This is a genomic window from Streptomyces sp. RP5T (assembly GCF_003933965.1).
GTDB lineage: Bacteria > Actinomycetota > Actinomycetes > Streptomycetales > Streptomycetaceae > Streptomyces.
Window position 1 is genome coordinate 1 of record NZ_RSAJ01000081.1, and the last position, 22,754, is coordinate 22,754.

At 71.6% G+C, this 22,754-nt stretch carries 20 protein-coding genes and 1 pseudogene; 17 read left to right on the forward strand and 4 right to left on the reverse strand.

The window, feature by feature from the left end; all coding sequences use genetic code 11:
- Positions 1-222 precede the first annotated feature (222 nt).
- From EHS43_RS11910 to EHS43_RS11930, 5 genes are all read left to right on the forward strand, one after another.
- Positions 223-1,242, forward strand: coding sequence for a LacI family DNA-binding transcriptional regulator (locus EHS43_RS11910; RefSeq protein WP_125190552.1), 1,020 nt, complete (start codon positions 223-225; stop codon positions 1,240-1,242).
- Between the two features lie 127 nt (positions 1,243-1,369).
- Positions 1,370-2,617 carry an extracellular solute-binding protein gene (locus EHS43_RS11915; protein ID WP_125190554.1) on the forward strand — a complete coding sequence of 416 codons (1,248 nt, stop codon included), beginning with the start codon at positions 1,370-1,372 and terminating at the stop codon, positions 2,615-2,617.
- 20 nt (positions 2,618-2,637) lie between these two features.
- Positions 2,638-3,591, forward strand: a complete 954-nt coding sequence (locus EHS43_RS11920) for a carbohydrate ABC transporter permease (protein ID WP_125190556.1) — start codon at positions 2,638-2,640, stop codon at positions 3,589-3,591.
- On the forward strand, positions 3,588-4,397 hold the full coding sequence (locus EHS43_RS11925) for a carbohydrate ABC transporter permease (RefSeq protein WP_125190558.1): 810 nt from the start codon (positions 3,588-3,590) through the stop codon (positions 4,395-4,397). The genes EHS43_RS11920 and EHS43_RS11925 overlap by 4 nt, the downstream gene beginning before the upstream one ends.
- A 65-nt stretch (positions 4,398-4,462) precedes the next feature.
- Entirely contained in the window at positions 4,463-6,199 is a 1,737-nt protein-coding gene (locus EHS43_RS11930; RefSeq protein WP_125190560.1) for an amylo-alpha-1,6-glucosidase, read from the forward strand.
- A 6-nt stretch (positions 6,200-6,205) separates the two neighbouring features.
- Here EHS43_RS11930 and EHS43_RS11935 read toward each other — a convergent pair whose 3' ends face one another.
- Positions 6,206-7,483, reverse strand: coding sequence for a cytochrome P450 (locus EHS43_RS11935; protein WP_125190562.1), 1,278 nt, complete (start codon positions 7,481-7,483; stop codon positions 6,206-6,208).
- Positions 7,484-7,494: 11 nt separating this feature from the next.
- Complete coding sequence (locus EHS43_RS11940) at positions 7,495-8,850, reverse strand: glutamine synthetase family protein (protein ID WP_125190564.1); 1,356 nt, start codon at positions 8,848-8,850, stop codon at positions 7,495-7,497.
- A 268-nt stretch (positions 8,851-9,118) separates the two neighbouring features.
- On the opposite strand from EHS43_RS11940, the gene EHS43_RS11945 reads away from it, so the two are divergent.
- Genes EHS43_RS11945 through EHS43_RS11970 form a run of 6 tightly spaced genes read left to right on the forward strand, consistent with a single transcriptional unit; the run spans position 9,119 to position 14,611 of the window.
- Complete coding sequence (locus EHS43_RS11945; RefSeq protein ID WP_125190566.1) at positions 9,119-9,307, forward strand: ferredoxin; 189 nt, start codon at positions 9,119-9,121, stop codon at positions 9,305-9,307.
- A gap of 1 nt (position 9,308) precedes the next feature.
- On the forward strand, positions 9,309-10,499 hold the full coding sequence (locus EHS43_RS11950; protein WP_185806214.1) for an NAD(P)/FAD-dependent oxidoreductase: 1,191 nt from the start codon (positions 9,309-9,311) through the stop codon (positions 10,497-10,499).
- A 12-nt stretch (positions 10,500-10,511) separates the two neighbouring features.
- Positions 10,512-11,318, forward strand: a complete 807-nt coding sequence (locus EHS43_RS11955; RefSeq protein ID WP_125190568.1) for an acetoacetate decarboxylase family protein — start codon at positions 10,512-10,514, stop codon at positions 11,316-11,318.
- A 34-nt stretch (positions 11,319-11,352) separates the two neighbouring features.
- Positions 11,353-12,816 (forward strand): aldehyde dehydrogenase, encoded by a 1,464-nt coding sequence (locus EHS43_RS11960; protein WP_125190570.1) that lies wholly within the window; start codon positions 11,353-11,355, stop codon positions 12,814-12,816.
- Positions 12,809-13,753 (forward strand): 3,4-dihydroxyphenylacetate 2,3-dioxygenase, encoded by a 945-nt coding sequence (locus tag EHS43_RS11965; RefSeq protein WP_125190572.1) that lies wholly within the window; start codon positions 12,809-12,811, stop codon positions 13,751-13,753. The genes EHS43_RS11960 and EHS43_RS11965 overlap by 8 nt, the downstream gene beginning before the upstream one ends.
- A 3-nt stretch (positions 13,754-13,756) precedes the next feature.
- Positions 13,757-14,611, forward strand: a complete 855-nt coding sequence (locus EHS43_RS11970; RefSeq protein WP_125190574.1) for a fumarylacetoacetate hydrolase family protein — start codon at positions 13,757-13,759, stop codon at positions 14,609-14,611.
- A 40-nt stretch (positions 14,612-14,651) separates the two neighbouring features.
- Here the strand turns inward: EHS43_RS11970 and EHS43_RS11975 are convergent, their stop codons facing one another.
- Positions 14,652-15,059, reverse strand: a complete 408-nt coding sequence (locus EHS43_RS11975; RefSeq protein WP_125190576.1) for a RidA family protein — start codon at positions 15,057-15,059, stop codon at positions 14,652-14,654.
- 339 nt (positions 15,060-15,398) lie between these two features.
- On the opposite strand from EHS43_RS11975, the gene EHS43_RS11980 reads away from it, so the two are divergent.
- Positions 15,399-16,025: a TetR/AcrR family transcriptional regulator gene (locus tag EHS43_RS11980; RefSeq protein WP_125190577.1), complete on the forward strand. Its 627-nt coding sequence runs from the start codon at positions 15,399-15,401 to the stop codon at positions 16,023-16,025.
- 207 nt (positions 16,026-16,232) lie between these two features.
- Positions 16,233-17,690 (forward strand): APC family permease, encoded by a 1,458-nt coding sequence (locus EHS43_RS11985; RefSeq protein ID WP_125190579.1) that lies wholly within the window; start codon positions 16,233-16,235, stop codon positions 17,688-17,690.
- A 548-nt stretch (positions 17,691-18,238) separates the two neighbouring features.
- Here EHS43_RS11985 and EHS43_RS11990 read toward each other — a convergent pair.
- Positions 18,239-18,919, reverse strand: a pseudogene (locus EHS43_RS11990) (type 1 glutamine amidotransferase); the annotation flags it as partial.
- Between EHS43_RS11990 and EHS43_RS11995 the strand changes: the two are divergent.
- The 4 genes from EHS43_RS11995 to EHS43_RS12010 all read left to right on the forward strand — a co-directional run.
- Positions 18,854-20,344: an aldehyde dehydrogenase gene (locus EHS43_RS11995; protein ID WP_125190581.1), complete on the forward strand. Its 1,491-nt coding sequence runs from the start codon at positions 18,854-18,856 to the stop codon at positions 20,342-20,344. The pseudogene EHS43_RS11990 and the gene EHS43_RS11995 sit on opposite strands and share 66 nt — an antisense overlap.
- The gene (locus EHS43_RS12000) at positions 20,341-21,063 is read left to right on the forward strand and encodes a gamma-glutamyl-gamma-aminobutyrate hydrolase family protein (RefSeq protein WP_125190583.1); all 723 of its coding nucleotides are present in this window, start codon (positions 20,341-20,343) and stop codon (positions 21,061-21,063) included. Before EHS43_RS11995 ends, EHS43_RS12000 begins: the two co-directional genes overlap by 4 nt.
- A gap of 143 nt (positions 21,064-21,206) precedes the next feature.
- Complete coding sequence (locus EHS43_RS12005; protein ID WP_125190585.1) at positions 21,207-22,187, forward strand: hypothetical protein; 981 nt, start codon at positions 21,207-21,209, stop codon at positions 22,185-22,187.
- 80 nt (positions 22,188-22,267) lie between these two features.
- On the forward strand, positions 22,268-22,754 hold a 487-nt coding region (locus tag EHS43_RS12010), incomplete at its 3' end, for an ATP-binding protein (RefSeq protein ID WP_185806215.1).

A 22,754-nucleotide genomic window follows, 5' to 3' on the forward strand; every position in this document is an offset into this window, starting at 1 on the left:
GCACGGGGGCGGGGAGTCACGACGGGCGACTGCGCCGAACCGGTTCGGCGAAGCTAGCACCGGGACATCCGGCCAGCAATCCCCTCGACGCCGGTGATCTCACCGACCCCCGGGCCCGCCAGGGATTGCGGCACGGGTATTGACAGGCGTCCGGGCAGTTCCTACGTTCACTGTCACGCGAACCGGTTCGACAGCCGGTCGCTCCCGTCCCAAGGAGTCGCCGTGAACATCGGTGAGATCGCCCGGCGGGCCGGTGTCTCGCGCAGCACCGTGTCCTACGCGCTGAGCGGCAAGCGCCCCGTGTCGGAGGACACGCGCCGGAAGATCCAGCGGATCGTCGACGAACTGGGCTACCAGCCCAGCGCCAGTGCGCGCGCCCTGGCCAACGGCCGGACCAGCACCATCGGCCTGGTCTTCCCGCCCGCCGGCAACCACTACACGGGCATGCAGCTGGACTTCATCGGCAGCGTGGTGGAGGCCGCAGCGGCCCGGGACTACGACGTGCTGCTGTCGCCGAGCGGCGTCGACAGCGACCGCTCCTTCCAGCGGCTGCTGGGGGAGCGGCGGGTCGACGGCGCGATCCTGATGGAGATCCGGCTGGAGGACGACCGGGCCGACCACCTGGCCGCCCTCGGCTTCCCCTCCGTCGCCATCGGCCGCACCGCGCACCCGGAGGACGGCTGGTACGTCGCCCTCGACCACACCGCGCTGGCGGCGGCCTGCGTCCACCACCTCGCGGACCTCGGCCACCGCCGCATCGCCTTCGTCAACCGGCCCGAACAACTCCTGAGGACCGGGTACGAGTCCGCGCACCGCGGCCTGGACGGCTTCACCAAGGCCGCGGCCGAACGCGGGCTGACCGTCCGCACCTACTGCTGCGGGGACGACGCCGCCGCGGGCCAGGCCTGCCTGGAACGGATCCTGCACGACGACCCGGCCACCACCGCCCTGGTCACCCTGAACGAGGCAGCCCTGGGCGGCCTCTACCGAGGGCTCGCCCACGCGGGCCGCCATGTGCCGCGCGACTTCTCCGTCACCGGGGTCGTCGCCAACCGCTGGGCGGAGACGGTGACCCCGCAGCTCACCGCGGCGGACGTACCGGCGGCCGAGATGGGCCGGCTCGCCGTCGACCTGCTCGTGGAGCGGCTGGACCACCCCGACGCACCACCCCGCCAGCACCTGCTCACCCCACCGATCTCGCTGCGGGCCAGCACCGGGCCCGCGGGCACCCCGCAGACCTGACCGGGTCCCCCGGACACTCCTCACACCGCCGCACGCCCGGACACCCGACGGCGTCGTTCGCGGTGCCCTCCCTACCGCGTGACCCACCGCCACGGCACCCGCATGCCGCAGACCGAAGGAACCCGCCATGAACAGTTTCTCCAGACGGCACCGTCCGACCGTCGCCGTCCTGCTCTCCCTGGCCGTCGCCGGCGGCGTCAGCGCCTGCGGCTCCGGCTCGGGCAGCAGCGGCGCCGAGGGCGCCGACAGCGGCACCTACACCGTCTGGGACCCGTACCCGCAGTTCTCCAAGGGCTCGGCCTGGACCAGCCTGCTGGACAAGTGCGGCACCGAGGCGGGCGTGAAGGTCAAGCGGACCGGCTTCGACACCAGCGACCTGACCAACAAGGCCCTGCTGGCGGCCCAGCAGGGCAACTCCCCGGACGTCCTCGTCGTCGACAACCCAGTCGTCTCGACCCTGGCCGAGGCGGGCGTCCTCACCACGACCGACGAGAACAAGCTGGACACCTCGAAGGTCGACCCCAACCTCCTCGCCGCCGGCCAGTCGGGCGGCAAGACCTACGGCACCCCGATCGGCGCCAACACCCTGGCCCTCTACTACAACAAGAAGGTCCTGAAGGACGCCGGCGTGGACATCGCCTCGGTCAAGGACTGGGCCTCCCTGACGGCGGCCCTGGAGAAGGTGAAGAAGGCCGGCAAGAAGGGCATCACGTTCTCCGCGATCGGCACCGAGGAGGGCAGCTTCCAGTTCCTGCCGTGGTTCTGGGGCGCGGGCGCCGAGCTGACCCGGCTCGACTCCGCGCAGGGCGAGTCCGCGCTCACCCTGTGGAAGGACTGGGTCAAGGGCGGCTACGCCCCCAACTCGGTGCTCAACAACACCCAGACGACCAGCTGGCAGGAGTTCGCGACCGGCGACTACGCCTTCGCGGAGAACGGCACCTGGCAGCTCGCCAATGCCGAGAAGGCCGGCTTCGCGTACGGCGTGCTCCCGATCCCCGGCGCCTCCGGCGGCAGCGCGGCCGCCCCCACCGGCGGCGAGTTCGTCACCCTCCCGGTGCAGGACGACACCGGCCGCTACCCCACCGCCCAGAAGCTGGCGACCTGCCTGACCAGCACCCAGAACCTGTACGACACCGACACCACCCTGTCCTACGTGGCCCCCACCGCCGAGGTCCAGGACAAGCAGGTGGCCGCGAACGCCGAACTGAAGCCGTGGGTCGACGCGGTCAAGGCCGCCAAGGGGCGCACCAGCGACGACCTGGGCACCAAGTACCCCAAGATCTCCGAGCAGATGTGGAAGGCCGTCCAGTCCGCACTCAGCGGCTCCAAGTCCCCGAAGGACGCGCTGACCGACGCCCAGTCCGCCGTCAAGTAAGCCTGATCCGGGGCCTGTCGATGACTCAGACCACACAAGTGCCGCGCCCGCGGACGGACTCCGCGAGCCCCGCCCCCGAGGTGCGGCGCCGTCCCGCCTCCCCGCAGTGGGCCGCCTGGGCCTTCCTCGCCCCGGTGACCCTCTACCTCGTCCTGTTCTACGCCTATCCGCTGTACCGCAACATCGACCTGAGCCTGCGCAACTACACCGTGCGTTCGTTCGTGCGGGGCGACGCGCCGTTCACGGGCCTGGCCAACTACCGGACCGTCTTCGACGACCCGACCTTCGCCCCGGCCCTGCTGCACACCGTGGTCTTCACCGGGGTGTGCCTGGTCTTCCAGTACGCCATCGGGCTGGCGCTGGCGGTCTTCTTCCACCAGCACTTCCGGCTCTCGGCCATCCTGCGGGCCCTGTTCCTGGTGCCGTGGCTGCTGCCGCTGATCGTGTCGGCGTCCACCTGGTCGTGGATGCTCAACAGTGAATCGGGCGTCGTCAACGCCGTCCTGCACGCCGTCGGCGTCGACCCGGTGCACTGGCTGACCTCGCCCTCCTGGTCGCTGACCTCGGTGATCATCGCGAACATCTGGATCGGCGTCCCCTTCAACCTGGTCGTGCTCCACAGCGGCCTGCAGTCCATCCCCGCCGGCCTCTACGAGGCGGCCGCCCTCGACGGCGCGGGCCCCTGGCGGCGCTTCTGGAGCATCACCTTCCCGCTGCTGCGCCCGGTGTCCGCCATCACCCTCCTGCTCGGCCTCGTCTACACCCTCAAGGTCTTCGACATCATCTGGATCATGACCAAGGGCGGCCCGGCCGACTCCTCCACCACCTTCGCCACCTGGTCCTACCAGCTCGGCTTCGGCAACCTGCTGCCCGCCTTCGGCCCCGGCGCAGCCGTCGGCAACCTGCTCGTGCTCGCCGCCCTGGTCTTCGGCCTGGTCTACGTGCGGGTCCAGCGAAAGCAGGCGCTGTCATGAGAAGGGCTCTGAAGACCGCCGTCGGTCTGGTGCTGACCGGGATCATGCTCTTCCCGGTGTACTGGATGCTCAACGTGTCCCTCACCCGCGACCAGGACATGCGCAAGAGCCCGCCGGACCTGTTCCCCGCCCACGCCACCCTGGAGGGCTACCGGGCCGTCATCGACCAGCAACTGCCCTACCTGGGCACCAGCCTCGTCGTCGGCCTCGGCACCGTCGCCCTGACCGTGACCCTGGCCGCCCCGGCCGGCTTCGCGCTCGCCAAACTGCGCCCGCGCGGGGGCGGAATCCTGAGCTTCGTCCTGCTGGCCGCCCAGATGATCCCCGGCATCATCATGGCGATGGGCTTCTACGCCATCTACCTCCAGCTCGGCCTGCTCCAGTCGGTGCCCGGCCTGATCGTCGCCGACTCCACCCTGGCGGTGCCCTTCGCGGTGCTCATCTTCACCGCGTTCATGTCCGGCATCCCCGGCGAACTCCTCCAGGCCGCGCAGATGGACGGGGCCCGGCCGCTGCGCACCTTCTGGTCGGTCGTGCTGCCGATGAGCCGCAACTCCGTGGTCACCGTGTCGCTGTTCGCGTTCCTGTGGTCCTGGTCCGACTTCATCTTCGCCAGCACCCTCGTGAACGGCGGCGCCCACGAGCCCATCACCCTCGGCATCTACCACTACATCGGCAACAACAACCAGCAGTGGAACGCCATCATGGCCACCGCCGTCGTCGCCTCCCTGCCGGCCGCGGTCATCCTCGTCCTCGCCCAGCGCTACGTCGCGGCCGGCGTCACCGCCGGCGCGGTCAAGGACTGACACCCGCGGCGCACCCCTCCCCGACGACCACCGACGATCCCTGCTCGAGAAACGAGTGCCTCTCCATGACCGCCGACCGCCCCGGCCCGGCCTTCTCCGTCCAGGACATCCCGTTCAGCACCCACGGCTCCTGGTTCGGCATCTCCCCCGTGCTCGCGGAGAAGACGCGCGCCGAGGACCTCCACCTCGTCTCTCACCAGAACGGCATGCACGCCGTGCTGCGCCTCGTCCCCCTGGACCCGGCGACGGGCGAGCGGGCCGGGACCCGGATCGAGGCGACCCCGGGCCTGCTCACCTGGACCTGCCCGGCCGGGCGCGTGGACCTCGGCTACGAGACACCGGACACCGTACGGCTGCGCGGTGCGGGCCCGCCGCTGCGGATCTCGGCGGCGGCCCGGACCCTGACCCCGTTCAGCGGGACGTACTTCTACCGCGACCCGGCCGCCGACGCCCACGTGTTCACCTCGTACGAGACCGGACGCCGCTACCGGATCACCCTGCTGTCCGGCGTGCTCACCGAGGTGTCCGGCGACCAGGCCCTGGGCAGCGCCGACCGGGGTGTCACCGTGGCCGCCGACGCGGACGGCGGATGGGAGATCGCGGTCGAGGAGATCGACACCGCCCGCCCTCCCTACGTGCCGGCGGCTGCCTTCGGCAAGGTCGTCGAAGCCGCGCGGAACTCTTTCGCCGACTTCGTCGACACCGTGGCACCCTGGCGCTCGGCCGCCACCCCGGCCGCCGAACTCGCCGCCTACGTCCTGTGGTCGGCGACCGTGCACCCGGCCGGCCTGGTCACCCGGCCCGGCGTCCTGATGTCCAAGCACTGGATGGACAAGGTCTGGAGCTGGGACCACTGCTTCAACGCGCTGGCCCTGGCCCCCGGTTGCCCGGAACTGGCCTGGGACCAGTTCCAGTTGCCCTTCGACCACCAGGACGGCACCGGGGCGCTGCCCGACTCGGTCACCCACTCCGAGGTGCTGCGCAACTTCGTCAAACCGCCCATCCACGGCTGGGCGTTCGGCCATCTGCGACGCAGGCTGCCCTCACCCCCCGGCCGCGCGGAGCTGGCCGCGACCTACGACCGGCTGGAACGCTGGACGGAGTTCTGGCTCACCGCGCGGCGCGCTCCGGGGGCCGACCTGCCGCACTACCAGCACGGCAACGACAGCGGCTGGGACAACGCCACCACCTTCGACCCCGAGCGCGTGGTCGTCACCGCGGACCTGGCCGCCTTCCTCACCCTCCAACTGCGTGAACTCGCCGATCTGGCAGCCCAGTTGGAGAGAGCCGAGGACGCCCGCAGGTGGACGCGGGCCGCCGAGGAGACACAGCGGGCGATGCTCGACCAGCTCTGGAAGGGTGACCGGTTCGTCGCCCAGGGGGTCGGCAGCGGCGACACCTGGGGCACCTCCAGCCTGCTCGACCTGATGCCGATCGTGCTGGGCGAGCATCTGCCGGACGAGGTCAGCGAGGTGCTGGCCGGCCGTATCGAGGCCCATCTGACCGCGTACGGCCTGGCCACCGAGCTGCCGACCTCGCCGCACTACCTCTCCGACGGCTACTGGCGCGGCCCGATCTGGGCGCCCGCCACGGTCCTCGTCGAGGACGGTCTGCGCCGCGCCGGCCACCACCGGCTGGCCGACGAGATCAGCGCCCGCTTCCGCGTCCTGTGCGAGCACCACGGTTTCGCGGAGAACTTCGACGCCCTGACCGGAACGGGCCTGCGCGACCGGGCCTACACCTGGACGGCCGCCGCCTATCTCGTCCTCGCCGAGGCGCATGCTCAGCGGGCCGCCGGGTGAGACCGGTCAGGCCAGGGTGACCTCGACCGGCAGCTTCTTGATGCCGTTGACGAAGTTCGAGCGGACCCGGGGGACTTCGCCCGCCAGCCGGATGTCGGCGAGGCGCGGGATCAGCTCCTCGAACATGATCCGGATCTCGGTGCGGGCGAGGAGGTTGCCCAGGCACAGGTGCGGGCTCCCCTTGCCGAAGGTGACGTGGTCGTTGTCCTCCCGGGCCACGTCGAAGTCGTACGGGTTGCCGAAGACCTCCTCGTCGCGGTTGCCGGAGGCGTACCACATGACGACCTTGTCGCCCTCCCTGACCTGCTTGCCGCCGAGTTCGACGTCCCGGGTCGCGGTGCGGCGGAAGTGGTAGACGGGGGAGGCCCAGCGCAGGAACTCCTCGACCGCCGTGGGGATCAGCGAGGGGTCGTCCCTGAGCCGGGCGAGCTGCTCGGGGTGCTGGAGGAGGGCCAGCATGGAGTGGGTGATGGTGTGGCGGGTGGTCTCGTTGCCGGCCACCACCAGGAGCAGGAAGTAGTTGTCGAAGTCCTGGGGGGAGAGCGGTATGCCGTCGCGCGGGGTGGTGTTGACCAGCTGGGACACCAGGTCGGTGCCCTCGCCGCCGCGTCGCTGCCGGGCCAGCTCCCGGCCGTACGCGAAGACTTCGAGGGAGGCGGGGGAGCGGAAGGGCAGATCGCGGTACTGCTCGCTCTCCGCGCTGTGCAGCAGGACGTCCGCGTAGTCGGGGTCGGTGTTGCCGATGATGCGGTTGCCCCAGTCGATGAGCTGCTGGTTGTCCTCCGGGGGGACGTCGAGGAGCCGGGCCAGAACGTTGATGGGGAAGTCGGCCGAGACCTCCTTGACGAAGTCGAAGGTCCCCTTGGCGAGGGCCGCGTCCAGGGTCTTGGCGGTCAGACCGCGCAGGAAGTCGGTGTAGCCGCCGATGACCCCCGCGCCGAACTGGCGCTGGATCACGCTGCGCAGGGCGCGGTGGCGGACCCCGTCCAGCTCCAGGATCGAGGCGCGTTTGCGGATCTGGTCCTCGTCGACCTCCTCCAGGTTCACGAACCTCGTGGAGGTGAAGGTCTGCGCGTCGCGGTCCACGCGTGCGATGTCCGAGTGCCGGGTGACCGCCCAGAAACCGGAGTTGGGAGCCTCCTCGGGCTGCCAGTGCACCGGGTCCTCGTGGCGCAGGGTGTGGAACATCCGCCAGGGGGTGACCCCGTCGGTGAAGTGGTCGAGGTTCGCGAGGTCGACGTCGGCGAGACGCATCGGCTCGACGGAGGTGGCTGCTGTCGTCATGCGGGAGTCCTTCACAGGTGGTAGGCGTACTCGGTGAACTCCCAGTCGGTGACGTGCCGTTGGAAGCGTTCGACCTCGTTGCGCTTGTAGGTGAGGTAGGAGGTGGTGAAGTCCTTGCCGAGCAGTTCGGTCAGCGCGGTGTCGGCCTCCAGGGCGTCGAGCGCGGCGGTCAGGTCCAGGGGCAGGACGGCGGCCCGGGCGGTGTCGTAGCCGTAGCCCTCCAGCGGGGCGGGCGGTTCCTCGCCGGCCTGGATGCCGAGCAGGGCGGCGGCGAGGGTGCCGGCGATCAGGAGGTACGGGTTGGCGCCGGCGTCCCCGAGCCGCAGTTCGAGCCGGGACCCCGAGCCGCGCTCGGGCGGGACGCGCACCATGGCGCTGCGGTTGTCCAGCCCCCAGTCGATCAGCCAGGGGGCGAGCGTGTCGGGCCCGAAGCGTTTGTACGAGTTGACCGTCGGGTTGGCGAGGGCGGCCAGCGCGGGAGCGTGCGCCAGGATCCCCGCGACGGCGTGCCGGGCGGTCGCCGACAGACCGTGGGAGCCCGTCGGGTCGTCGAAGGCGTTGCCGCCCTCCGCGTCCTGGCAGGAGAGGTGGAGGTGGAATCCGGAGCCGCCCGCGTCACCGAAGGGTTTGGCCATGAAGGTGGCCAGGTTGCCCTCCTTGCGGGCCAGTTCCTTCACCGCGGCCTTGAAGCGGAAGGCGCGGTCGGCCGCGTCCAGGGCCTCGGAGTGGGTCAGGTTGATCTCGTACTGGCCGCCGTCGAACTCGTGGTTCCCGGTGACCACGCCGAGTCCCAGGTCGCGCAGCAGCCGCAGGGTGTGCAGCAGGTGGTTGGCCGGGTCGGCGCGGAGCCCGGCGGTGTAGACGGCGCCCGTCACCTCCGGGGCGCGGCGCCAGCCGGTGGGGGTTCCGGGGACGGGCTCCAGCAGGAAGTACTCCAGCTCGGGGCCCACGACCGGGCGCAGCCCCTGTGCCGCGCACCGGGCCAGCACGGCCCGCAGCAGGTCGCGCGGTGACTCGGCGGCCGGGCCCGAGGTCGCCGGGTCGGTGACATCGCCCAGACAGGTGGCCACGCCCGGTTCCCAGGGCAGCGCGGACAGGGTCGACAGGTCGGGCCGTACGCACACGTCCGGCAGTCCCGCGTCCAGACCGCCCGCGACCGGGACCACGTCGCCCTGCGGGGTGGTGTGGTAGACGGCCCTGCAGAAGGCCAGGCCGTGCTCGCAGGCCGAGGGCAGATGATCCACCAGGACGTCCCGGGCGCGGTCCGTGCCGATGAGGTCGGGATAGATCACCCGCACCACGTCGATGCCGTCGGACACGAGCCGTTCGATGTGACGGCCGATGTCTGGAGAGTCGTGAGCGCTCACCGATGCCTCCTTGGGCGGCTGGAGCAGCCTCGGGTGTTCGTTTGACCCCGAACGTTATGGAGGGGGTCGTCGACCCGCAAGGGGTGGAGACGAATAATTTATCCACCTGGATAGGTGTTGACCAGAGGGGGCGGTCTGCCTACCTTGTTTGAAGCCAAACGAGTTGGGGGTGCCTCCGCACCCCTTTGGCAAGGGGCCCGGCCGCAGCCGGCCGGGCCCCTCTTTCCCCTTCCGCCCCTTCGCTCCCGCTCCCTCAGGAGGACCGGCCATGAAGGTCGTCGTCGACATGAACAAGTGCCAGGACCACGGCCAGTGCGTCTTCGCGGCCCCCGACGTCTTCTCGATGGACGAGGACGGCCGTCTGCTGTACGTCCCCGACCCCGACGACGCGCTGCGCGACGAGGTCGAGGAAGCCGCGGACGTGTGCCCGCTCCAGGCGATCCGGATCGAGGGCTGACGTGGACGCCGGCATCGTCGTGGCGGGCGCCTCCCTGGGCGGCCTGCGCGCGGCCGAGCAACTGCGCGCCGCCGGCTGGAACGGCCGGATCACGGTCGTCGGCGACGAGCCGCACATGCCGTACAACCGGCCTCCGCTCTCCAAGGAGGTCCTCGCGGGCAGGGCGCCCTTCGCCTCGCTCGCCTTCACCCCCAGGGCGACCACGGCCGACGTCGAGTGGCGGCTGGGCACCCGGATCGTCGCGTCCCGGCTCGACGAACGGACCCTCTCGCTCGACGACGGCTCGGTCCTGCCGTACGACGCTCTCGTGATCGCCACCGGCATGCGGCCCCGCCGGCTGTGCTGCCCGGGACCGCTCACCGGCAGGCACACGGTCCGCACGATCGACGACGCCCAGGGCCTGCGGGACGAACTGACCCGGCCGGGCGCACGCGTGGTCGTCGTCGGCGCCGGGTTCATCGGCTGCGAGGTCGCCGCGACGGCCGTGGCGCTCGGCGTCACGGAGGTCACGGTCGTCGACCCGCTGCCCCTGCCCATGGTCGGCCCGCTCGGGGAACTGCTCGGCCGCGCGCTGCTCAAGCGGCACGAGGAACGCGGCGTGCGCTTCGCGCTCGGCACCGGCGTGTCCGGTTTCGCGGGCGAGGACCGCGTCACCGGGGTCGTCCTGTCCGACGGGACCGTGCTGGAGGCCGACGTCGTCGTCGAGTCCGTCGGCTCGGTCGCCAACACCGAGTGGCTCGACGGCAACGGGCTCGATCTCTCCGACGGTGTGCTCACCGACGGGCTCCTGAGGGCCGGGGGCCGGCCGGAGGTCGTCGCGGTCGGCGACGTCGCCCGCTTCCCCAACGCCCGCTACGACGGCGTACCCCGCCGTGTCGAGCACTGGTCCATCCCCACCGACACCGCCAAGCACGCCGCGCGGACGCTCGTCGGCGCCGAGCAGGCACCCTTCGGGCCGCTGCCCACCTTCTGGAGCGACCAGCACGACTTCCGGGTGCAGTCCTTCGGCGCGCCCGCGCTCGGCAAGGACGACGTGCGGATCCTGGACGGCGACCCGGAGGGTGACGTCCTGGCCGGCTACCACACCGGCGGCCGGCTCGTCGGCGTCGTGGCGCTCGGCGGTCACGCCGCCGCCACCGGTGCCGCCCGCTACCGCGCCCAGCTGCTCAAGCAGCCCGTCCTCACCGCGTAAGGAACCCCCGTCATGTCTGCTGTCCGTGGCTACTTCCACCCCAAGACGGCGAGCGGTGCCTCGTCGCTGATCCCCGCGCCCCCGTGGCGCTACTCCGGCGACCTGCTCACGGTCGAGTACCGCACGGATCCCGCCCGGGTGCGCGAACTGCTCCCCGAACCGCTGGAGTTGGCCGACGAGGACCCGGGTGCCGTCGCGCTGATCTGGGCCGACTGGCAGTCCTGCTCGGCATCGGGAGAGGAACTGCTCGACCCGGTGCGGGCCCAGTACAAGGAGGCCTTCGCGGTCGTCCGCTGCTCGTACCGGGGGCAGACCTACTCGCGGTGCGTGTACATCTGGGTCGACAAGGACTTCGCGATCGCGCGCGGGCTGCACCAGGGCTACCCGAAGAAGCTCGGGTCGATCCACCAGACCCGCCCGCACCCCTACGGCCCGGCTCCGCGGATCGAGGCCGGCGCCCGCTTCGGCGCGACGCTCGCCGCGGCGGACCGACGGCTCGCCCAGGCCGTCGTCACCCTGCGGGAGCCGTCCTCCGGCAACGGGTTCGTCAACGGGCATCCCATGGCCCACCACCGGTGGCTGCCCCACATCGAGAAGGGCAAGGGGCTCGCGCTGGACGAACTGATCGAGACCGGGGCCGCCTCCTTCGAGGGCGGTCGATCCTGGGTCGGCGAAGCCGAGTTGGAGCTCTTCGAGGCGCCGACCGAGGAGCTGGCCCGGCTGGAGATCCGCGAACCGATCGCCGCCTACTACCGGCAGGTCGGCGTCGTCTGGGACGGCGGCCGACTCCTGGAGTCCGCGACCTCCGGAGCCGAATAACCCCCGTCCACCGCGCAGCACTTGGAGACCGGACATGACCGAACACACCCTCACGGTGGCCGGGGTCGCCGTCGACACCCGGCACTGGATCGGCGGCGAGCGCGTCGCCTCCGCCGACACCTTCACCGACGTCTCACCGATCGACGGCGGCGTCCTCGGTGAGATCGCCCGCGGCGGTCCCGCGGAGGCGGCCGCCGCCGTCGCCGCCGCCAAGGCCGCCTTCCCCGGCTGGGCCGCCACCCCGCGCGCCGAACGCGCCCGCATCCTGCACGCCGTCGCCGACGGCGTCGAGAAGCGGATCGAAGAGCTCGCCATCGTCGAGACCACCGACAACGGCGCGCTGCTGCGCTCGCACCGCCGGGGCGTGATGCCGCGCGTGGCGCACAACTTCCGTTTCTTCGCGGACTGGCTGCTGACGCTGGACCACGACGACTTCGAGACCCGCGGCCACACCAACCACGTCTCCTGGGACCCGGCGGGCCCCTGCGTGCTGATCACGCCGTGGAACGCGCCGCTGATGCTCGCCACCTGGAAGGTCGCCCCGGCCCTCGCGGCCGGGGACACCGTCGTCCTCAAGCCCGCCGAGTGGTCGCCGCTCACCGCCTCCCTCCTCGCCGACATCGCCGCCGAGGCCGGCCTGCCCGCGGGCGTGCTGAACGTGGTCCAGGGCTACGGCTCCGAGATCGGCGACGCGCTGACCTCGCACCCCGACGTACGCCGGATCAGCTTCACGGGCTCGGTGCCGACCGCTCGGCGCATCGCCGCCTCCGCCGCACCGCAGCTCACCCCGCTGAGCCTCGAACTCGGCGGCAAGTCACCGCTGTTGGTGTTCGCCGACGCCGATCTGGAGCTCGCGGTCGACCTCGCGGTGGAGCAGTACGACAACGCCGGGCAGGTATGTCTGGCCGCCACCCGCATCCTCGTCGAGGAGTCCGTCGCCGAGGAGTTCACCCGACGATTTGTCGACAAGGCAACCCGGCTCCGGCAGGGCGACCCGCGTGACGAGGCCACCGACATCGGGCCCACCATCCACCCCCGCCAGCTGGAGAAGATCGACGGGTTCGTCCGGCGGGCCCTGGCGGCCGGAGCCCGTGCCGTCATCGGCGGACACCCCAGGGACGGCCGGTACTACGCGCCGACCCTGCTCACCGATGTCGCCCAGGACTCCGAGATCGTCCAGGAGGAGGTCTTCGGGCCGGTCCTGACCCTCCAGACCTTCACCGGCGAGGACGAGGCGGTCCGGCTGGCCAACGACACCCGCTTCGGACTCGCCGCCACCCTGGCCACCGGCGACCCCGAGCGCGCCGCACGCGTCAGCGCGCAGCTCGTCGCCGGCACCGTCTGGATCAACTGCTTCTTCGTCCGCGACCTCCAGGCCCCCTTCGGCGGCTCCCGGCACTCCGGAGTCGGCCGCGAGGGCGGCACCTGGAGCTTCGACTTCTACTGCGACCTGAAGAACACCGTCACCGCGCCGAACGGATGGCAGAACCATGGGTGAGATCCTCGGGGCGGGCCTCCTCGCCCACGTCCCCACCATCGTGCTCCCGGAACAGGAGCGGCTGGAACTGAACGAGGGCAAGGAGATCACCCTCGTCACCGGCCTGCGGCAACTGCGCCGCGAGGTGTTCGAGCGCGACGACTACGACACCGTCGTCGTCCTCGACTCCCACTGGGCCACCACCGTCGAGTTCGTGGTCACCGCCCAGCGGCGCCGGGCCGGCCTGTTCACCTCCGAGGAACTGCCGCGCGGCATGTGCAGGATGCCGTACGACTTCCCCGGCGACCCCGAACTCGCCTTCAACATCGAGAAGTTCGCCGACAAGCACGGCACCTGGATCACCGCGATCGAGGACGACTACCTGCCGATCTACTACGCCACCATCAACCTCTGGAAGTACCTGGGGGAGGGGCTCCCGGACAAGCGGTGGGTGACGATCGGGGTCTGCCAGACCGGCGACATGGAGGACCATCTGCGCCTCGGACGGGCCCTGGCCGACGGCATCGCCGCCACCCCCGGCCGCCGGGTCCTGCTGATCGCCTCCGGCGCCCTCTCGCACACCTTCTGGCCGCTGCGCGAACTGCGCGACCACGAGGCCAGCGACCCCGTGCACATCCGCACCCCGCAGGCGCGGGAGGCGGACGTCGAGCGCATCGCCTGGTTCAAGGAGGGCCGTCACGACAAGGTCCTCGACACCATGGACGCCTTCTGGAAGGTCAGGCCCGAGGCGAAGTTCTTCCACTACCTGATGATGGCCGGTGCGCTCGGCGAACGGGCCTGCACCGCCGGGGCCCGCCAGTACGGGGCGTACGAGAACTCCGTCGGCACCGGCCAGGTCCATCTGTGGTTCGACCGGCCTGCCGAGGGCTGGACGGGCACCGGCCACCGCGCACCGTCGTACCAGCGCACCCCGCACAGCCGTCCCCAGGAGGTCTGAGTCATGGCTGCTTCTTCCGAGTACCGCCGCATCCTCCTCGACGGCGCCGCCGTCCAGGTCACCGTCGACGGCGACGAGCTGGTCGCCGGGGACGGCCGCCGCGTCAAGGCCGACGAGGCCCGGCACCTGCCGCCCGTGGTGCCGTCCAAGGTGATCGCCGTCCATCTCAACCACCGCAGCCGCGTCGACGAGTTCGGCATCGACCTGCCGGACACCCCCACCTACTTCCACAAGCCGACCTCCTCCCTCAACTCCCACCAGGGCGCGATCGTGCGCCCCGAGGGCTGCAAGTGGCTCAACTACGAGGGCGAGGTGGCCATCGTCATCGGCAGGACCGCGCGGAACATCTCCCCGGACGAGGCGGGGGAGTTCATCGCCGGCTACACCGTCGCCAACGACTACGGGCTGCACGATTTCCGGGACACCGACGCCGGCTCCATGCTCCGCGTGAAGGGCTCCGACACCCTGTGCCCCCTGGGCCCCGGCCTGGTCACCGACTGGGACTTCCACGGCAAGAGCCTGCGGACGTACGTCAACGGCGAGGTCGTGCAGGACGGTTCGACCGACGAGATGCAGTGGGACATGCACTACCTCGTCGCCGACATCGCCCGCACCATCACGCTGTACCCCGGCGACGTACTGCTGTCGGGCACGCCCGCCAACTCCCGCCCCGTCCGGCCCGGTGACGTGGTCGAGGTGGAGGTGGAGGGGCTGGGGCGCCTCACCAACCACGTCGTCACCGGTCCCACCGCCATCCGCACCGACGTCGGCGCCCAGCCCACCGAGTCCGAGGAGGTACTGTCCACCGCGCTCGGCGGCGACTGGGAGTTCCGCGGGATCCGCCCGCCCCGGCGCTGACGAGCCGGCGGCCGGTCCCGTGGGTCTCCCGGCCCCGGGCTCAGTCGAGGACCGCGGTGGCCTCGACCTCGACCAGGTGCTCGGGTACGTCCAGGGCCGCGACGCCCAGCAGCGTGGCCGGCGGGACCGGGGTGATGCCGAGTCTCGCGGCCGCCCGCGAGATCCCCTCCAGGAGCTGGGGCATCTTGTCGGGGGTCCAGTCGACGACGTGGACGTTCAGTTTCGCCACGTCGTCGAAGGAACCGCCGGCCGCGGCCAGGGCCGTGCCGACGTTGAGATAGCTCTGCTCGACCTGCGCGGCCAGGTCGCCCGCGCCGACCGTGCGGCCCTCGGCGTCCCAGGCGACCTGACCGGCGACGAAGACCAGCCTGGATCCCGACGCGACCGCCACCTGCCGGTAGACGTCGATCTCCGGCAGTCCGTCGGGGTTCAGCAGGGTGATGGACATGTTCCGCGCCTTCCGTGGTGGGCCACCTGGGCCCGTGTGGTCTCCGGTGGTTACTGGGAAACCGTAGGAGAGCAGGCGTTGACATGGAAGAACGCACTTTTCGGTGACTGGGGAACCCGATGGTGACCAGGCAGCTCAGCGGTCCGGGACAAGGCCGGGAACGCGGGCGGCGGGATGCCCGTCCAGGGCGCGCGGGAGACCGAAGGGCCGGGGTGGACGATCAGCGCCCCGGTTGCCCTGGTCGCCTCGAACCCGGGACCCATCGCCCCGCGGTGTCCGCTCCGCACGGCGCTCACCCGACCGGTATTCCGGTGCGTCCGGCCGGGTAGGGTCGCCGACATGACCGAATCCGCGGACGTCCCCGAGAGCCGACGGTCGCGCAGGCGAGTGCACTACGGGGAAGGGCGCGAGGCCCTGCTGAACGCCGCGGTGCGGGTGGTGGGCCGGGGCGGACTGCGCAAGCTCACCTACCGCGCGGTCGCGCAGGAGGCGGGGGTCACCCACGGGCTGGTCGTCCACCACTTCGGCTCGCGCGACAGCCTGATCGAGGAGACGCTCGCCCACACCATCCGCACCTCGCTGAACGTCAGCGCGCTCGAACCCGGCACGGGCAAGGTCGACGACTTCTCCTCGGGCGTGTCCGAGATGGTCACGGCGGATCCGGACCGGCAGGCGTTCCAGTACGAGCTGCTGCTCGAATCCCGCCGCAGGCCGGAGCTGCTGCCGCAGATCCGCGCCCTGTACGACGAGTACTTCGACGCCACCCACCGCGAGCTGAACCGCATGCTGCCCGCCGGTGCCGACCGGGCCCTGACCCGGCTGGTCTTCGCCGCCCTGGACGGCCTGGTCCTCCACCAGCTCATCCTCGGCGAGCCCGAGGTCACCGACGCGGCGATCGAGGAGCTGCGAGCCCTGCTGAGGCTGCTCGCCGCCTCGGACGGCGACCTGCGGGAGCCCGGCGCATGATGCGCTGACCTGCGCGGACAGGGGCCCCGGACGTGCCGTCCGGGGCCCTTTCGCGCGCGGGGTGGTTACGGTCGTGCAAGGAATCGCCCATCGGACGGGAAACCTCCGCACACCCCCTTGCCAAACGGATAGTTCCGCCCCACGATGAGGCAACTCGTTTGGCTCGAAACAATTCCCGCCCCTTCCCGCTCCCGGCAGGTGATTCGAGTGGACAGTCAGACAGCGGTCAGTGCGAAGACCGCTTCCGAACCATCCACGACAGGCAGGCTCAAGCCCAACTCGCTCGGCGTCCTGGGCATCCTGTTCTTCGTCCTTTCCGCCCAGGCCCCGCTGACCGGCATCGCCGGTGCCGTCCCCATCGCGGCCGGCATCGGCAACGGGGCCGGCACCCCCGCCGCGTACCTCGTGGCCGGTGCCGTGGTCCTGCTGTTCTCCGTCGGCTTCGTCGCCATGGGCCGCCATGTCGTGGACGCGGGCGCCTTCTACACATACATCGGCAAGGGGCTCGGCCGCCCGACCGGCTCCGGCAGCGCGGGCGTGGCCCTCTTCGCCTACTGCGCGATCCAGGCCGCCATGTACGGGCTCTACGGCGCCACGGTGAGCGGTCTCGTCGAGCACTACACCGGCACCCATGTGGCGTGGTGGGTCTGGACCCTGGTCACCATGGTGATCGTCCAGGTGCTCGGCGCCTCGGGCATCGAGATGGGCGCCAGGATCCTCGCCGTGTTCGTGCTGGCGGAGTTCAGCATCCTGATCGTCTTCGCCCTCGTCACCTTCTTCAAGGGCGGCGGTCCCGAGGGGCTCGGCGTCACCGACAGCTTCTCGCCCTCGGCCGCGCTCCAGGGCGCTCCGGGCGTGGCGTTGATGTTCGCCATCGCGTCGATGTTCGGCTTCGAGGCCACGGCCATCTACGGCGAGGAGGCCCGCGAGCCGCGCAGGACCGTGCCCCGGGCCACCTACCTGTCGGTCGCGGTGGTCACCGGCTTCTTCGCCTTCACCTCGTGGATGCTGGTCTCCGCGCACGGCGCGTCCCGCGTGACGGCCGACGCGGGCAGGGCGCTGGAGAGCGGCGACGCCACCGGCTTCGTCTTCGCGCCGATCGCCGCGCAGTTCGGCGGCTGGGTCAACGACGTCCTGCCCGTCCTGCTGGCCACCTCCCTCTTCGCCGGCATCCTCGCCTTCCACAACTCGGCCAACCGCTATCTGTTCTCCCTGGGCCGCGAAGGGCTCCTGCCGCACGGGCTGACCACCCTCAACCGCCGGCACTCGCCCTGGACGGCAGGCCTCGTGCAGACCGTCATCTCGGTCCTGCTGGTGCTGCCCTTCGCGCTCCTGGACAAGGACCCGGTACTGACCCTGTTCTCCTGGTTCAGTGGCGTCGCGGTACTGGCGATGATGCTGCTGTACTTCCTGACCTCGGTCTCCGTGGTCGTCTTCTTCCGCCGGTCGGGCGCGGACAGCCGGCCCTGGAACACGGTGATCGCCCCTGTGCTGGGCGCGCTCGGCATCGCGGGTGCCATCTGGCTCATCGTCGAGAACTTCACCACGCTCATCGGCGGCGACCGCACCACGGCGATCTGGCTCCAGCTCACCGTCCCGGCGGTCCTGGTCCTCGGACTGCTGGCCGCGCGGCTGACCAACGCCAGGACGCCGGACGAGGCCTGACGCCCACACCCCGGACGCGGCCCGGGTGTCCCCGCCGGGCCGCGTCCGGGGTGTGGGTGCGGGGCCCGGCGCCGGCAACTCCGGCTTGCCGTCGGGGTGGTGCGGGTCTGTCGGTCTGGTGGTCGCGGGGGTGACCCGGGGGAGTGGTGTGGCCCGGGCCTCCCGGGCGGGCCGTGCCCGGGGCGTTGGGTCGGGTGTCGGCGCCGTGCCTTGCGCTGGCGGCTCCTGCTCGCCGTCGCGGTGGTGCCGGTGTGCCGGTCTGGTGGCCGTGGGCGCGGTCCGGGCCTCCCAGCCGGGCCACGCCCGGTGTCCTCGTCGCCGGTGCGGTGCCCGGCGCCGGCGGCTCCGGCTCGCCGTCCCGGCGGGCTGGTGGGCGCGCAGGTGACCGGAGTCAGCGCGTCGGTCAGGTGGCGGGCGTTGTCGCGGGCCGTGGATTCCAGGGTGCGGGTGTGTGCGAGCAGTTCCTCCGGGTCCACGCCGTGCCGTACGCACTGTTCCCGGCCGCCGAGGGCGAGATACCGGTGCACGACCGGCGTGGTGATCTCCGGGTGGAACTGGACCCCCAGGCTGCGACCGGCGAGAAAGGCCTGCGGGCACACCTCGTTGCGGGCCAGCTCCACCGCTCCGGGCGGCAGGGTGCAGCGGTCGTAGTGCCACTGGAACCACGGGCCGCCGGGGATCAGCGCGGGGTCGTCGCTGTCGATCCGGGTCCAGCCGATCTCGGGACGCGGCGCCGGTTCCACCGAGCCGCCGAGTGCGGTGGCCAGGGCCTGGGCGCCGAAGCAGATGCCCAGCACGGGGACGCCGAGGTGGTGGGCCTTGCGCAGCAGGGCGAGTTCGCCGCCGATCCAGCTGCCGACCGCCGTCTCGTCGTACACCGACCAGGGCGCGCCGAGCGAGACGACCAGGTCCCAGTCGTCGGGTGCGGGAAAGGTGAAGGAAACGTCCGGCGCGTGATGGCGCTCCGCGGGGACGACGGTCACGGTCGTGAGGTCGTACCCGCGCTCCTGTAGCCGGGCCCCGATCAGGCCGGGCTCGGTCGCGTGGTCGTGCATGAGGACGAGTGCGCGCACGCAGGGTGCTCCTTTCTCCTGCCGGGCCTTGTGCCGGGACTCCCGCCGATCATATCGTTTGAAGCCAAATAAAATCCCGGAGGTTCTCCCATGCCAGACGTCCCCCACGAGGAGTGGCTGCGGCGCGCCAAGTCCCTCGACCTGTCCGGCGCCCATCACATCGACGGAGCCGACGACCCCGGCGGGGGAGCGGCCTTCACCCTCGTCTCGCCCCGCGACGGCCAGGCACTGGCCCAGGTCGCCGACGCGGGGCAGGCCGAGATCGACCTCGCCGTGGCCGCCGCCCGGCGGGCCTTCGACTCGGGCCCCTGGCCGCGCCTGGCCCCCGCCGAGCGCGGCCGGACCCTGCTGCGCATCGCCGACCTGCTCGAAGAGCGCCGCGAGGAACTCGCGTTGACGGTCACCCTGGAGATGGGCAAACCCGTCACGGACGCCCACGGCATCGAACTGCGCGCCCTCATCAACACCTTCCGCTGGTACGGCCAGCTCGCCGACAAACTCACCGACGAGTCCCCGCACACCGCGCCCGACGCCCTGGCCCTCGTCACCCGGGAACCGGCCGGCGTCGTCGGAGCCGTCGTCCCCTGGAACTTCCCGCTGACACTGGCCGGTTGGAAGGTCGCCCCGGCACTGGCGGCCGGCTGCACGGTCGTACTCAAGCCCTCGGAGAACTCCCCGCTCTCCGCGCTGCTCCTCGGCCGCCTCGCGACCGAGGCGGGACTGCCGCCCGGCGTCCTGAACGTGGTCAGCGGCGACGGCCCGGTGGCCGGACGGGCGCTGGGCCTGCACCCCGACGTCGACGTACTGGCCTTCACCGGCTCCACCGCCGTCGGCCGGCACTTCCTGCGCTACTCCGCCGACTCCAACCTCAAGCGCGTCTGGCTGGAACTGGGCGGCAAGTCGCCGAACATCATCCTTCCCGACGCCCCCGACCTGGAGCAGGCGGCGGCCACCGCCGCCTGGGGCATCTTCTTCAACCAGGGCGAGATGTGCACCGCCCCCTCCCGCCTCCTGGTGCACTCCTCCGTCGCCGAACGGGTCACCGAGGCCGTCGTCGCCCGGGCGCGGGAGCTGCGGGTCGGGGACCCCCTCGACCCGGCCACCGAGATGGGCGCCCTGGTCACGGAGAACCACCTGGCCCGCGTCGAGGACCACATCGCCACCGGCCTCGACGAAGGGGCCCGGCTGCGTGCCGGCGGCGGCCGCACCCTGGCCGGGACCGGCGGCAGCTTTCTGGAGCCCACCGTCTTCGACCGGGTCGAGCCCGGCATGCGGCTGGCGCGCGAGGAGATCTTCGGACCGGTCCTGTCCGTGCTCACCTTCGACGACCTCGACGAGGCGGTACGGCTCGCCAACGCGACCGAGTACGGCCTCGCCGCCGCGCTGTGGACCTCCGACCTGTCCACCGCCCACAAGGTCTCCCGCGCACTGAGGGCCGGCACGGTGTGGGTCAACTGCTACGAGGAGGGCGACCTGACCGTCCCCTTCGGCGGCATGAAGCAGTCGGGCAACGGCCGCGACAAGTCCGCGCACGCCCTGGAGAAGTACACCGAGCTCAAGACGACCTGGATCCAGCTGTGAACCGTACGCCCGCCTCCCCCCGACCTCTCATCGCGATCCCGGCGCGCTTCTCCGCCACCACGTCCGCCCTCCGGTACGCCGCCGAGGTCAACGCCCGCGCCCTGATCGAGGCCGTGTGGCGGGCCGGCGGCGAACCGGCGAGCATCCACCCCGCCGCCACGGACGTCCCGGCCCGCCTCACCCGCTTCGACGGCGTCCTGCTCCCCGGCGGCGGCGACCTCGCCCCGCACCGCTACGGCGCCGGTGACACCCACGCGGCCGTCTACGACGTCGACGACCTCCAGGACGACTTCGACCTCCGAGTCGCCCGCGCCGCCCTCGACTCGGGCCTGCCCCTGCTCGCGGTCTGCCGCGGCCTCCAGGTCGTGAACGTGGCCCTCGGCGGCACCCTGGAACAGCACATGGACAGCGACCACCGGCACCTCGTGCACCCGGTGACGATCGGGCGCGGCACCCTGCTGGAGCGGATCACCGGGGCGGAGAAGGCCGACGCCTCCTGCTACCACCACCAGCGGATCGACCGCCCGGGCGACGGACTCACGGTCACCGCCCGCGCCGCCGACGGCACGGTGGAGGCACTCGAACTCCCGCGCGCAGAAGCCTGGTTCACCGCCGTCCAGTGGCACCCGGAGGACACCGCCCACGAGGACCCCGCCCAGCAGAGCCTGTTCGACGCCCTGGTCCGGGCGGCGGGCGAGAGGCGCGCGAGAGACCGCTGAGACCGGTTTCGAGATGCTCGCTCTTCCCGCCCCGATGCCCACGACTTGATGGTGCGCCGTCGGTGAAAACCCAGTGGAAGTGCTGTCAGTGGGTCCCCTTATGCTGCACCGGACGATCACGCGGGACCAGGGGAGGACGCGGCATGTTCGGCAAGCTGTTCGGCAGGGATGCGGAGAGACCGGCGGATCCGTACGCCCTGCCCGTCCCGCGCAGACAGAGGAACGGGACGTACCCGCTGCGAGCCCTCGGGGACACCCGGGTGCTCGCGCTGGTGGAAGCGGCCGACGCCGGGGACTGGGAGGCGGTCAAGGAGGCCCTGGCCCCCTTCGATCTCGGGCGTGACCATGCCGTGCTCGGCCAACTCGCCGACCTGGACGGGGTGCAGGACTGGATCGGCCGGGCCGTCGAGGAGGACAAGGAGCACCGGGCGACGGCCCTGTTGATATCCGGGACGCGCCACATCGGCTGGGGCTGGGAGGCCCGTACCTCCGCCCGCGCCGTGGACGTCACGCGGGAGCAGTGGCGGATCTTCCACGAGCGGCTGGAGATCGCCGAGGAGCACCTGCTCGAAGCCGCCGAGCTGCGACCCGACTGGATCACCCCGTGGCGGCGCCTGCTCACCTCCGGCCGCGGCATGTCGCTCGGCCCCGCCGTCAACCAGACCCGGCGCGACGCCGCCCTGCGCCGCGACCCGCTGGACCTGGACACCCACATCGAGTGGGTGTCCCAGCTGCAGCCCCGCTGGGGCGGTGAGCCGGGCCAGGCCCTGGCGTTCGCCCGCGAGGCCTACGCCGCGGCGCCCGACGGACACCGCCTCGGCTGTGTGATCGCCATGGCCCACATCGAGGAGTGGGTGGAGTCCGACGACCGCGACTGTCTGCAGGACCCGCGGATCCGGACCGAGTTGAGGGAGGCCGCGGAGCGCAGCATCCTGCACCACTCGTACGAACGCCGCCTGGGCTGGCAGGGCGACTACAACACCTTCGCCATGGCGCTCTCGCTGGCGGGCAGCAGCACGGCCTCCAATGTCTTCCGCGAACTGGAGGGCGCCTTCACCGAGTGGCCGTGGACCTTCATGGCGGACCCGCAGACGGCCTACGCGCGCTTCCGCAAGGCCTTCTGAGCCCGCAGGCCACACGGCTCCCGCCCGGCCCGGCCGGACCATCGCCCACCCTTGCCGTTCCCTTCTCCCCGGACTGCCCCATGCCTCTTCGCCACGACTCCGCCGACCACGCCACCACCGACCGCACCTTTCAGGTCGACCTGCGCGGCCTGGTCGACCTCCTCTCCCACCACCTGTACTCCAGCCCCCGTGTCTACCTGCGCGAACTCCTGCAGAACGCGGTGGACGCGCTGACCGCCCGGCACGGCCTCGAACAGGGCGCCCCCGCCGACGCGTTCGGCATCCGCCTGTACGCCGACGGCTCCGTGGTGCGCGTCGAGGACGACGGTGTCGGTCTCACCGAGGCCGACGTGCACACCTTCCTCGTCACCATCGGCCGCAGCAGCAAGCGCGCGGAGCAGATCGCCGACCAACGCGCCGACTTCATCGGCCAATTCGGCATCGGCCTGCTCTCCTGCTTCCTGGTCGCGGACGAGATCCACGTCGTGAGCCGCTCCGCCCGCACCCCCGACGCCCCCGCCGTGGAGTGGCGCGGCCGCGGCGACGGCAGCTACACCGTGAGCACCC